The organism is Pantoea sp. BS_8, assembly GCF_041954965.1.
In the GTDB taxonomy this organism is placed as follows: Bacteria; Pseudomonadota; Gammaproteobacteria; order Enterobacterales; family Enterobacteriaceae; genus Pantoea; species Pantoea stewartii.
In genome coordinates this window covers 1-12,749 of sequence record NZ_JAVAXU010000012.1, presented here as the reverse complement: position 1 = coordinate 12,749, position 12,749 = coordinate 1, and the positions used below count along the sequence as shown (strand labels likewise).

11 protein-coding genes are annotated in these 12,749 nt (G+C 52.2%); 5 read left to right on the top strand and 6 right to left on the bottom strand.

Annotation, left to right across the window (positions count from 1 at the left end; all coding sequences use genetic code 11):
• Positions 1-21 precede the first annotated feature (21 nt).
• The gene (glnL, locus tag RAC65_RS18485; protein WP_033738029.1) at positions 22-1,071 is read left to right on the top strand and encodes a nitrogen regulation protein NR(II); all 1,050 of its coding nucleotides are present in this window, start codon (positions 22-24) and stop codon (positions 1,069-1,071) included.
• A gap of 7 nt (positions 1,072-1,078) precedes the next feature.
• Positions 1,079-2,488, top strand: a complete 1,410-nt coding sequence (gene glnG / locus RAC65_RS18480) for a nitrogen regulation protein NR(I) (RefSeq protein ID WP_006121329.1) — start codon at positions 1,079-1,081, stop codon at positions 2,486-2,488.
• Between the two features lie 36 nt (positions 2,489-2,524).
• Here glnG and hemN read toward each other — a convergent pair whose 3' ends face one another.
• Together hemN and yihI are read right to left on the bottom strand one after the other, a co-directional pair.
• A complete protein-coding gene (hemN, locus tag RAC65_RS18475) occupies positions 2,525-3,898 on the bottom strand; it encodes an oxygen-independent coproporphyrinogen III oxidase (protein WP_375097020.1) in 1,374 nt (457 codons plus the stop codon).
• 235 nt (positions 3,899-4,133) lie between these two features.
• A complete protein-coding gene (gene yihI, locus RAC65_RS18470) occupies positions 4,134-4,652 on the bottom strand; it encodes a Der GTPase-activating protein YihI (RefSeq protein WP_033738025.1) in 519 nt (172 codons plus the stop codon).
• Between the two features lie 551 nt (positions 4,653-5,203).
• On the opposite strand from yihI, the gene yihA reads away from it, so the two are divergent.
• Positions 5,204-5,839: a ribosome biogenesis GTP-binding protein YihA/YsxC gene (gene yihA, locus RAC65_RS18465; protein ID WP_006121326.1), complete on the top strand. Its 636-nt coding sequence runs from the start codon at positions 5,204-5,206 to the stop codon at positions 5,837-5,839.
• A 366-nt stretch (positions 5,840-6,205) separates the two neighbouring features.
• Here the strand turns inward: yihA and polA are convergent, their stop codons facing one another.
• From polA to RAC65_RS18445, 4 genes are all read right to left on the bottom strand, one after another.
• A complete protein-coding gene (gene polA, locus RAC65_RS18460; RefSeq protein ID WP_375097019.1) occupies positions 6,206-8,989 on the bottom strand; it encodes a DNA polymerase I in 2,784 nt (927 codons plus the stop codon).
• Between the two features lie 381 nt (positions 8,990-9,370).
• Positions 9,371-10,000, bottom strand: coding sequence for a thiol:disulfide interchange protein DsbA (dsbA, locus tag RAC65_RS18455; protein WP_006121321.1), 630 nt, complete (start codon positions 9,998-10,000; stop codon positions 9,371-9,373).
• Between the two features lie 25 nt (positions 10,001-10,025).
• Positions 10,026-11,012 carry a serine/threonine protein kinase gene (locus tag RAC65_RS18450; protein ID WP_325993102.1) on the bottom strand — a complete coding sequence of 329 codons (987 nt, stop codon included), beginning with the start codon at positions 11,010-11,012 and terminating at the stop codon, positions 10,026-10,028.
• Between the two features lie 45 nt (positions 11,013-11,057).
• Positions 11,058-11,333, bottom strand: a complete 276-nt coding sequence (locus tag RAC65_RS18445; protein WP_006121318.1) for a YihD family protein — start codon at positions 11,331-11,333, stop codon at positions 11,058-11,060.
• A 71-nt stretch (positions 11,334-11,404) separates the two neighbouring features.
• Here RAC65_RS18445 and mobA point away from each other — a divergent pair, with 71 nt between their 5' ends.
• A complete protein-coding gene (mobA, locus tag RAC65_RS18440) occupies positions 11,405-11,995 on the top strand; it encodes a molybdenum cofactor guanylyltransferase MobA (protein ID WP_375097018.1) in 591 nt (196 codons plus the stop codon).
• Entirely contained in the window at positions 11,977-12,486 is a 510-nt protein-coding gene (mobB, locus tag RAC65_RS18435) for a molybdopterin-guanine dinucleotide biosynthesis protein MobB (protein ID WP_039342398.1), read from the top strand. The genes mobA and mobB overlap by 19 nt, the downstream gene beginning before the upstream one ends.
• The last annotated feature ends 263 nt before the right edge of the window (positions 12,487-12,749 follow it).

The window sequence follows — 12,749 nt, the reverse complement described above, 5'->3', positions numbered from 1 at the left end:
ATTAGTGCAGAGGAACGCTGTATGGCAACTGCCTCCCTGCCCGACGCCGGGCAGATTCTCAATACCTTAATCAACAGTATTTTGTTGGTGGATACCGATTTGGCGATCCATTATGCCAACCCGGCGGCACAGCAATTACTGGCGCAAAGCTCACGTAAATTGTTCGGCACGCCGTTACCTGAATTAACCGGCTACTTTTCGCTGAATGTCGAGGTCATGCGCGAAAGTCTTGAGGCGGGCCAGGGCTTTACTGACAGCGAAGTTACTCTGGTCGTGGATGGCCGGGCGCACATTATGTCGCTCACGGCACAGCGCCTGCCTGATGGGTTGATTCTGCTGGAAATGGCACCGATGGATAATCAGCGTCGCCTGAGTCAGGAACAGCTGCAGCATGCTCAGCAGGTGGCCGCACGCGATCTGGTCCGCGGGCTGGCCCATGAGATTAAAAATCCGCTAGGTGGATTGCGCGGCGCGGCGCAGCTTTTGTCACGCGCCCTGCCGGACCCTGCCCTGAATGAATATACCAAAGTCATTATTGAACAGGCAGATCGCCTGCGAAATCTGGTCGATCGCTTACTGGGGCCGCAACAGCCCGGTATGCATATTACCCAGAGTATTCATCAGGTAGCGGAACGTGTCGTTAACCTGGTTTCGATGGAGTTGCCAGAAAATGTATCGCTGGTTCGCGATTACGATCCCAGCCTGCCGGAATTACCGCACGATCCCGATCAGATTGAGCAGGTATTGCTGAACGTCGTGCGCAATGCGCTGCAGGCGTTAGGCGAAGACGGCGGCACAATCGTGATTCGAACCCGTACAGCCTTCCAGTTAACACTGCATGGCACACGTTATCGTCTGGTTGCCCGCATTGATATCGAAGATGACGGCCCCGGTATTCCAGCCCAGCTGCAGGATACGCTGTTCTATCCAATGGTAAGCGGACGGGAAGGCGGTACCGGCTTAGGCCTTTCTATTGCCCGTAGCCTGATTGATCAGCATTCGGGAAAAATTGAGTTCAACAGTTGGCCGGGTCATACCGAGTTTTCGGTTTACCTGCCTATTCGCCAGTGAGGTTTCTATGCAACGAGGGATAGTCTGGATCGTCGATGACGATAGCTCCATCCGCTGGGTGCTTGAACGCGCGCTCACTGGAGCCGGTTTAAGCTGTGCCACTTTTGACAGCGCGAACGACGTGCTCAATGCACTCGCAACAAAAACCCCGGACGTTTTATTGTCTGATATCCGTATGCCGGGTATGGACGGGCTGGCTCTGCTAAAACAAATCAAACAGCGCCATCCCATGCTTCCGGTTATCATCATGACAGCGCATTCCGACCTGGATGCCGCGGTAAGCGCCTATCAGCAAGGCGCGTTCGATTACCTGCCCAAACCGTTCGATATCGACGAAGCGGTCGCGCTGGTTGAACGTGCCATCAGTCACTATCAGGAGCAACAGCAGCCACGTAATCAACCGGTAAGCGGCCCCACCACCGATATTATCGGTGAAGCGCCCGCCATGCAGGACGTGTTCCGTATTATCGGCCGTCTCTCCCGTTCGTCGATTAGCGTGCTGATCAACGGGGAATCGGGTACAGGTAAAGAGTTGGTAGCGCACGCACTGCACCGCCACAGTCCTCGCAGTAAAGCGCCGTTTATTGCCCTCAACATGGCGGCGATCCCTAAGGATTTAATTGAGTCGGAACTGTTTGGCCATGAAAAAGGGGCCTTTACCGGTGCGAATCAGATTCGTCAGGGACGTTTTGAACAGGCCGACGGTGGGACGCTGTTTTTAGATGAAATTGGTGATATGCCGCTGGATGTTCAGACGCGCCTGCTGCGCGTACTGGCAGACGGGCAGTTTTACCGCGTCGGTGGCTATGCACCGGTCAAAGTGGACGTGCGCATCATTGCCGCTACGCACCAGAACCTTGAACTGCGGGTACAGGAAGGCAAGTTCCGTGAAGACTTGTTTCACCGCCTGAATGTCATCCGCGTGCATTTGCCGCCGCTGCGTGAGCGTCGTGAAGATATCCCCCGTCTGGCCCGTTATTTCCTGCAGGTGGCCGCACGCGAGCTTGGTGTGGAAGCCAAGATCCTGCATGCGGAGACCGAGACCGCGCTGACCCGTTTGCACTGGTCGGGTAACGTGCGTCAGTTGGAGAATACCTGCCGTTGGTTAACGGTGATGGCCGCCGGTCAGGAAGTGCTGATTCAGGATTTACCACCGGAGCTATTCGAATCCAGTACGCCGGAAAGCCCCACGCAGTCGCTTCCCGACAGCTGGGCAACCCTGCTGGCACAATGGGCCGATCGTGCCTTGCGTTCCGGTCATCAAAACCTGCTGTCAGAAGCACAGCCGGAAATGGAACGCACGCTTCTGACGACTGCACTGCGCCACACGCAGGGTCACAAACAGGAAGCCGCGCGTTTGCTGGGTTGGGGAAGGAATACGCTGACACGTAAGCTGAAAGAACTGGGCATGGAATAAGCCATTCCGCCGGAACAGCCTGTGCTGTTCCGGCGGTTAAATCACACGCGAATAGGGCTGCGGTTGCGTCTTTTGTCGCAGGTAAGCATCAAAACACATACAAATATGGCGAATCAGCAGTCGTCCTGTTCCTGTCACTTTCAGGCCTGTCGCGTTTTGCACCACCAGCCCATCCGCAATCAGCGGTTTTAACCGCGCCAGCTCTTCGGCAAAATAGCTGTCGAAGGTGATATTCCACTGCGTTTCTGTCGCGCTGAAATCGAGCGCAAAGTTGCAGATAAGCGTTTTGATCACATCGCGGCGCAGGCAATCGTCCTGACTGAGCGTGAATCCCCGCCACAAGGCATGGCCCTGTTTTTCAACCTGGCTGTACCATTCATTCAGGCTTTTCTGGTTTTGCGCGTAGCGGTCGCCGATCATGCTAATGGCGGAGACGCCCAGACCGAGTAAATCGCAGTCGCCCTGGGTGGTATAACCCTGAAAATTGCGGTGCAGGTTCCCCTCGCGCTGAGCCACCGCCAGCTCGTCCTGCGGTTTAGCAAAGTGGTCCATACCGATGAACTGGTAGCCATGCCGGGTGAGCGTTGTAATGCTCTGCTGCAGGATAGCCAGCTTCTGTTGCGCCGAGGGCAGTTCATTTTCTTTAATTTTTCGCTGTGCGGCAAAGAGTGACGGAAGATGCGCATAGTTAAAAACGCTCAGTCGATCGGGATCCAGCGCGATAACCCGCTGCAGCGTAAAAGCAAAGCTTTCCGGTGTTTGCAGCGGCAGACCGTAAATCAGGTCGATGCTGGTTGAACGAAACCCCTGCTCACGTGCCCGTGCCATCAGGGCAAAAATCACGTCCTCATCCTGCACCCGGTTAACTCGTTCCTGCACCGCCTTGTTAAAGTCCTGTACGCCCATGCTCAGGCGATTAAAACCGCACGTCCGGAGATGATCGATCATCTCCAGTTCAATTTCACGCGGATCGACCTCGATCGACATCTCCGCGTCATCCTCGAAGGTGAAATGCTGTTTCAGCAGCGCCATCAGCCGGCTAACCTGCTGCTTATTCAAAAATGTCGGCGTGCCGCCGCCCCAGTGCAGTTGAGTGACGCGACGATCACGAAACAGTGGCGCGCGGGCGACAATCTCCTGTTCCAGCGCGTTCAGATAGCGGTCGGCTTTATGTAAGTGACGCGTGACAACCTTATTGCAGCCACAGAAATAGCACAGGCGATGACAGAACGGGATATGAACATAGAGCGACAGCGCGCGTTGCGGATAACGTTCAGTGGCACGTTGAAAATCAGCGTCTGTAAAGGTCTCGCTGAACGCTAACGCGGTGGGATAAGAGGTATAGCGCGGACCCGCCGCATTGTATTTTTCAATTAATGCCTGGTCCCAGTCGATTTGTGTCGCTGACATGCTGACTCCTTCCGTTTACCTCGCTGTGGGAAAGGCCGCGATGCAGAAGGAAAGAGAGGAGTGCGGGAGGAAACCCGCCGTAAACGCTGCTTCAGACGCGACAGTCGTTGTAGTTTAAACAATAACCACAGGAGATAACATGTCATCAAAAGCACGAAAATTGATCCAGGCCAAAACATTGTCGTTTACCTGTTAAACCAGGCATGCGCATTTACGCATGCCGATCAAAGACGGCTTAATGCCCTTTAAGCAGGCGGTACATATCTTCTTCCGCCTCCGGATCGTCTTCCTCGTCCATCGCGATGCCGAGCTGTTCCATCAGTTCATCAATGCGATCCAGCGTGACATCAAGCCAGCCCTGATCCTCAGATGACAGCGTTTCGCCTTTCTCAAGGCGGTCCAGTAGCGCATCAAGACGCTCGCTGTTCTCTAACTGCGCCAGCTCTTCTTCCGGTGTCAGCACCACTTTCTGCTTCGCCGGTTTTGCCGTCACTTTTTTGGTTTTTGCGGGTGCAGCGTTGTCGGCAACGATTAACGACACCGGCTTTTTACTGCCGATACGCGGATCTTTTGCCGGGGCCGCTTGCTTACCGTTGCTGCTCTGCGCTTGCGGGTTAGCACGGCTGCCTGACGCATGGCCACGATGCTTTTTATCGCGTTTACGATCGCGCGCTTCGTTATTGATCTCTTCACGCGATTTACGTTTTGCTTTGGCGACAGGCTTGCCCTTCGCCGCGCTTGCAGGTTGCTTCATAATCTTGGGTTCCGGTGTTTTTTATTCAGTATAGAATTGCGGCGAAATCTAGCAGAAACCAGACAAAGAAAAAAGGCGACAGCTCAAGCTGTCGCCTTATTTCATACCTTCGGCAGAAGGAATCATGTTTCAAATCCGTTTCGGCTCACAACATCCCGGTTAATCCTGCGCCTGCTCAACTCCGGAGCTCATCCTTTTCCTTTTCTGGTCCGCAATCCCTGACCATTTCCTTTCCTGTCGCTCTTCGTTATCCCAACGTTCCTGAGCGCATCATCCTGATGAATGCTGTCCTGCACTGCTGAATAATGTAGACCAATTGGTAAAAGGCTCAAGTAATACTTGTATGGTGTTTGAGCGAAAAACCTGTACTTTAGTATAATTCACTGAATTTTAATCATTTATTTTTTTAATTTTTTAATTAAAAAGCGACATAACCTGCAAGATTTATGGCAAATGTCTTACAGGGAGCCCTGAACAATGGTATTGAGCACTTTCCCGCCATAATGCGTATAATCAGCGCCATTGCCCTAATGCGTTTCTGGAGTACTACCTTGTCTGAACTGAATTACCATGTCACCCGCTTCATCCTTAGCGCGCCTGATATCCGCCATTTACCTTCTGATACCGGCATTGAAGTGGCGTTCGCTGGCCGTTCTAATGCGGGGAAATCCAGCGCTTTAAACACGTTAACCAACCAAAAAAGCCTGGCGCGTACCAGTAAAACGCCCGGTCGTACGCAGTTGATTAACCTGTTTGAGGTGGCCGAAGGTAAGCGCCTCGTCGATCTACCCGGTTATGGCTATGCCGAAGTACCGGAAGAGATGAAACTCAAGTGGCAGCGGGCACTGGGAGAATATCTGCAAAAACGCCAGGCATTAAAAGGCCTGGTAGTACTGATGGATATTCGTCACCCTCTTAAAGATTTGGATCAGCAAATGATTCAGTGGGCCGTTGACAGCGGTATTCCTGTTTTGCTGCTGCTGACGAAAGCCGACAAGCTCGCATCTGGCGCACGTAAGGCCCAGCTTAATATGGTGAAGGAAGCCTCGCTGGCTTTCATGGGAGATGTGCAGGTGGAGGTTTTCTCATCGCTGAAAAAGATTGGCGTTGATAAAGTGCGCCACAAGCTGAATAGCTGGTTTAGTGAACTGGAACCCGCAGTGGACGATCAGGACAGTGACGCATAAGGCCGGGCAAAAAGCCCAATAAAAAACGCCCCAGTCACAGAATGACTGGGGCGGCTAAATTCAGCCAAATCCGATTACGTGAAGTAAAAGGTCTGAAAGATAGAACATCTTACCTCTGTACCCTACGCCTCGAACTTTACCTGATTTTTTGTGAGCAACAAAGGTTTTTTTGTTACTCCCATTCATTTTCCGCCACTTTTTTTACTATGCTCGTCACAAAAATGAAGATGACATGTAGTTAAATTATCAAAAAAATGGTGGAGGCAGAGTCAGTCATTCCTTCATGATGCTGAGAAAACCTGAATGGTTGAACGGGCAACGTTTCTCACCGGGCGCTAACGCATCACGTCAGCGCCGGTTGCTTACCTAGTGTGCCTGCTCCCAGTTATCCCCTACCCCAACTTCAACCAGTAAGGGCACATCCAGCGCCATACTGCCTTCCATTAGCGTACGAATCTGCTTACTGGCCGCTTCAACGGCCTCCTCTTTGATTTCGAACACCAGTTCATCGTGCACCTGCATAATCATCTTCACTGCGTCGCTTCGCTGTTCCTGTAACCAGTTATCAACCGCGATCATCGCGCGTTTAATGATATCGGCCGCCGTTCCTTGCATGGGGGCATTGATTGCGGCGCGTTCTGCCGCTTTACGTCGTATCGCATTGCTGGACTTGATGTCAGGCAACCACAGGCGACGCCCGTCCAGCGTTTCGACATAACCGTTACTCGCGGCGAGCTGACGCGTATTTTCCATGTAGCGCAGGACGCCTGGATAGCGCTCGAAGTACAGATCCATATATTTCTTCGCCTCACCTGCACCGATATTCAGCTGGCGGGATAAGCCAAATGCACTCATACCGTAGATGAGACCAAAGTTGATGGCCTTCGCGCTGCGACGTTGTTCACCCGTCACCTTACTGAGCGGTACGCCAAACACTTCCGCTGCGGTAGCCCGGTGGATATCTTCTCCCTGCGAGAACGCGTCCAGCAGGCCTTTATCCTGCGACAGATGGGCCATGATACGCAGTTCAATCTGCGAGTAGTCCGCCGCGACGATGCGGTTGCCCTTGCCTGCTACGAAGGCCTGGCGAATGCGCCGTCCTTCGTCATTCCGCACCGGGATGTTTTGCAGATTAGGATCGGTAGATGATAAACGTCCGGTCGCGGTGACGGCCTGATGGTAAGACGTATGCACACGGCCGGTTACAGGATTGATCATCAACGGCAGCTTATCGGTGTACGTGGACTTGAGTTTTGACAGCCCACGGTGCTCCAGAATGACTTTCGGTAATGGATAGTCCAGCGCCAGCTCTGCCAGCACTTCTTCGCTGGTCGACGGCGCACCACCCGGCGTTTTCTTGGTGGGCTTGATGCCCTGCTTTTCAAACAGGATGACCTGCAGCTGCTTCGTGGAAGAGAGATTAAACGGCTCGCCCGCCAGTTCATGCGCTTCACGTTCCAGTTCAGCCAGGCGCGCTGTCAGCTCTTTTGAGTGCTGCGCTAAGATGGCCTGATCGATCAACACGCCATTACGCTCAATGCGCGAAATGACCCTGAGCAACGGCATCTCGATCTGTTCGAACACCTTTTTCGGGCCGGCTTCTTTTTCAAGCTCAGGCCACATCTTCAGGTGCAACTGCAACGTGACGTCAGCATCTTCTGCCGCATAATGCGCAGCCTGCTCAAGGGCAATCTGATTAAACGTAAGCTGATTTTTACCCTTACCGGCGATCTCTTCGAAGGTGACCGTTTTATGATTCAACCAGCGTGCCGACAGGCTGTCCATATCATGCTTGCCCACCACACTGTTCAGGATGTACGACTCAAGCATGGTGTCATATTTAATGCCTGCTAACTCAATATCGTAGTTCTTAAGGACACCGCGATCGTACTTGAGGTTTTGCCCCACTTTGCTCACATCAGGATCTTCCAGCAGCGGTTTGAGCTGTGCGAGCACCGCATCGCGATCAAGCTGCTCGGGCGCATCAAGATAATCATGCGCGACAGGAAGATAGGCCGCTTCGCCTGGCGCGATGGCGAAACTGAGACCCACAATGTTGGCTGTTAACGTGTCCAGCGCATCGGTTTCAAGGTCAAACGCGAAAACGTCGCTTTTTTTCAGCTTCTCAACCCAGTTGTCCAGTGTTTGCTGATCCAGGATGGTGACATAACCCTCGGCAGACAAGACGCTTGTGGCTTCCGCCTTTACAGGCTCATCGACAAGAACCTGTTGGGCCTGTCGGTTGCTTTTCTTACCCTGCAGCCATTTTCCCTCTTGCAGGTCGGTCAACCAGCGCCTGAACTCGTAACGGCTAAACAGCGCCTGCAAGGCCTGAATATCCGGTTCACCGACGGTAAGCGCCTCACAAGGCTGATCCAGCGCCACATCCGTTTTAATGGTCGCAAGTTGATAGGAGAGAAACGCCACCTCGCGGTTTTGTTCCAGCTTTGTGGCCATAGTTTTGGCACCACGGAATGAAAGATCGGCAACTTTATCGAGATTATCGTAGATCGACTGCATCCCTCCCAGTCCCTGTAGCAGGGCCTGAGCCGTTTTTTCACCCACGCCTGGTACGCCTGGAATGTTATCTGAGCTGTCGCCCATCATCGCCAGAAAATCGATGATCAAGGCGGGTGGCACACCATACTTTTGCTCAACTTCTTCCGGCCCAAGAATGGTGTTATTCATCGTATTGATTAACGTTATCGCTGGCGTCACCAGCTGCGCCATATCTTTGTCGCCCGTACTGATAAGGACAGAGTAACCCTTTTTTTCCGCTTCTAACGCCAGCGTACCAATCACATCATCCGCTTCGACACCGCTGACGGCCAGCAGAGGCAATCCCATCGCACGCACCATTTCGTGTAACGGCTCAATCTGTGACCGCAGATCGTCGGGCATGGGCGGGCGATGAGATTTGTAATGTTCAAACAGCTCATCCCTGAAGGTTTTGCCTTTAGCATCAAACACCACAGCAACATGTGTAGGGCTGTATTGAACCAACAGGCTTTTAAGCATGTTCAGCACGCCATACATAGCACCGGTAGGCTCTCCTGCACTGTTCGTCAGCGGCGGGAAAGCGTGGTACGCGCGATAAAGATAGGATGAGCCATCAACCAAAATCAGGGGGTTTTCTGCTATTTGCGCCATATGTCTGTGTATTCTTCGTTGCCATGGATTGGTCTATAAGGATGCCACACCTTGGCGAAAAGGGTTAATCAAGACAAACGGGAAGTTGTTTTTTTGGTGCTGTAGCCTTTTGGATCGTAACGATCTTCCTGTGGATAACTTTGTGCGTAAAAATCATATCAATCATTTATTTATATCATAGCGATCCCGGCCAGCAATGATACTTGTTTAAAATTAGTAACTTAAAACAAAACCGTGATGTGATCGTGATTTTTGACGGCATGTCTGCTTGTGTGGATAGAAAAACTGTGCTTCTCCACTCCAGCAGAGATAAGGTGAGTGATGGCAAAAGAAAACGCCAGCGAATGCTGGCGTTTTGCGGAAGATGATAGCAAAAAACGCTTATTTCTTTTCGACCAGGAATTTAACAACGTTGGCATAATCCGCCACGAAGTTTTCCATTGAGCTCGTATCCAGTCCACCGTTATTAACCATGTATTTGCCGTTAATAAAGATAGCGGGAACACCGCGCAGATCCACATCAGCGGCCGCTTTTTGCTGCTGGGCAACCAGCGCTTTTACTGCAAAGCTGTTCCAGGCCGAATCATATTGCTCAGAGGTAATGCCTGCGGCTTTGATGAAAACGTCTTTCAGACTGGCGGGATCGGTAATGGTCTGGGTTTTCTGAATACCGTCGAAAATAGGTGCCGTGACTTTATCTTCAACCCCCAGCGCCATGGCCACAGCCCATGCGTGCGTGACAACCGGCCCCAGCTCGCCGCCCAGGAAATCAACATGGTATTTAACCATTTTGGTATCCGCTGGCAGGTTCTTTTTCACCGCATCACTGACATGATAGATTTCTTCAAACTGGTAGCAGTGAGGACAGAAAAAAGAGAAAAACTCCATGACCTGCGGTTCACCGGCAACCGGCTTAGGCAGGCTGACATATTGTTTACCTTCAGAGAATTGTGCAGCAGATGCGCTGAAGGCCAGCACCAAACCCATCAGTGCAAAAAATATTTTCTTCATTGGGGAAAACTCTCCTGACTTGTCATTAAAATTGCGGGGTCAGCTGCAACGGGGGTTCCCGCAACACCTTTTCCTGCTCGATAAACTGCAAAATTTGCCTGCGCCAAAAATCCTCATCGGTCATCCAGGGAAACGCGCGCGGAAAGGCGGGGTCCTGCCAGCGGCGAACAACCCAGGCCAGATAATAAATCATGCGCATCGCACGTAAAGGTTCAATCAGTGACAATTCGTTAATATCGAAATCACTGAATTCACTATAGGCTTCCAGCAGAATATCCCACTGGATCCGCTGCTCCTGCTTATCGCCGCTGATCAACATCCACAGATCCTGAACGGCCGGGCCATTGCGGGCATCGTCGAGATCGACAAACAGGGGGCCGTCCCGCCACAGGATATTGCCTGGGTGGCAATCACCATGTAATCGTAACGGCTGCCAGTTGTCGTGCCAGCATTGACGGAGTGTCATACCCAGCTTATCAACGGCCTCTGACAGTGCACTGCGCAGCGACGCGGGCACAAGTTCAGCGTTTGCCAGCACATCCCGGGGCTGATCCAGATATTCATCAAGCCCCATTGAGGGGCGGTGCCGGAACAGATTTTTTCGGCCAGTTTGATGCATGCGGCCCAGGAAGCGCCCAACCCATTCCATCTGATCGTCGTTATCGGTTTCATATTGTCGGCCCCCGAGGCTGGGGAAAACCGCAAAGTAAAAACCCGCATGCTGTTGCAACGTATTACCCTTAAGAACCAGGGGCGCAGCAATGGGCACTTCATCGCCGAGTAAAGCGTGAGAGAACTGATGCTCCTCAGTAATCTGCTCAGCAGACCAACGCTGTGGTCGGTAAAACTTGGCCACATAGCGCTGCCTGTTATCATCGCTAAACTGATAAACGCGGTTTTCGTAGCTGTTCAGGGCAGTAAGACCGGAGTCTACCCGAATACCTGTTTCCCAAAGCGCATCAAGCAGGACATCTGGATTGAGCGTTTGAAAATTAAAGGCGGCATCACTCATGGTTATCCCTGTGCTTATCTTTACTGTGAACGGCTAAGGATAACACTACTCATCATTTTTAATGACTCCACGTGCACGCAGCAGCGCCGTTTTAAAATCAACTTCATAATCTTTTTTCAGTCCGGGAATCTGATCATGGCTGGCAGAATCACGCATTTTTAGATGATAAATCAATATGTCATCGCTTAATTCACTTAATGGGCCAACGAAACCGGACGCCTGAGCCAGTTTTTGTAAAAATGCCAGCAGGTTAAGATCAGGTTCTTTTTCCCAGGCTGGTTGCAGGAGTTCGAGCAGTTCACTCAGCCGATGCGTTTTCATGATGATTCCTTTATGCAGGTGGTCCGCTGCCGCAATGTGAGTATCGTCCAGATTTGAGTCAGGAGACGAAAATGACAGCAATTACCGGGGTAATCCTTGCAGGTGGACAAGGTCGCCGTATGGGAGGACAGGATAAAGGGTTAATAATGCTGCAAGGTAAACCACTTTATCAGCATGTTCTTCAGCGGTTAAAGCCGCAGGTAGACATTGTGTTAATAAGCGCCAACCGTAACATTGATCGTTATCAGATAAGTGGTTGTCAGGTCGTGGCTGACACCATGCAGGACTATCCCGGACCACTGGCAGGTATGCTGAGCGGTTTGCGAAACAGTCCTACTGAGTGGGTTGCGTTTTGCGCGTGCGATACACCTGATATTCCCGGCGATTTTGTTGCGCGTCTTTGGCAGCAGCGTAACAGCGCACCTGTTGTCTGGGTGCAGTCATCCGAACGTGATCATCCGACTCTGGCGCTGATGAATCGGGCGCTGATTGGCGATCTTGAAGCGGGCCTGTTACGTGGTGAACGCAGGCTTATGCAATTTATGCGTGAACAGGGTGGACATCCCGTACTTTTCAGTGATGCGGAATCAGCTTTCCGCAATATTAATACGCCTGACGATCTGGTTAATCGGGAGAAATCATCATGCCCGTCCCCTTATTAGCAATTGTCGCCTGGAGCGGAACCGGTAAAACCACGCTGCTTGAGCAGGTTATACCGCTGTTGAAAGCGCAGGGAATACGAGCAGGACTGATCAAACATACGCATCATCAGATGGATGTTGATACGCCAGGTAAGGACAGCTATCGGCTGCGAAAAGCCGGTGCCGATCAGGTTATTGTCGCCAGCGATCGGCGCTGGGCGATGATGTGTGAAACGCCAGAGCAGCCCGTTAGTCTAAGAGCGTTAGCCTCACGAATGGATAGTACGCAACTGGATTTGGTGCTAGTGGAAGGCTTCAAAGATGAGCCCGTGCCCAAAATCGTGCTTTGGCGATCGGGTGTTAAAGGGGAGTTGGTCGATCTGCTGGATGAGCATGTCGTGGCGGTTGTCACTGACGACCTTTCGCGTAAGCCGGATGTGCCTACCGTGGATATGAACCAGCCCGGAGAGGTTGCTGCGTTTATCATGACATGGCTGGAAAAGGCCAGTTAAGGGAACGAGATACATGGCGCGTTATCTCTGACAGGTATTGGCTGAGACGTCGTATGGGGTTGTACGAGGGCGGCGTCGGAAGATAAACGTCATGACGGCCGCATACATGCAGAGGCAAGGTAAACGGTCAGGGCCAGGGAGGATGACCGGCAGGCGACGGCAGAGATCTGCCCTGAAGCCCGCAGAGGCCCGGCAGGCCACGCCCTCCCCGGACGACGGACGTAAAAAAGCCCCGTACTTCCGTACGGGGCTTCTTCACCTGA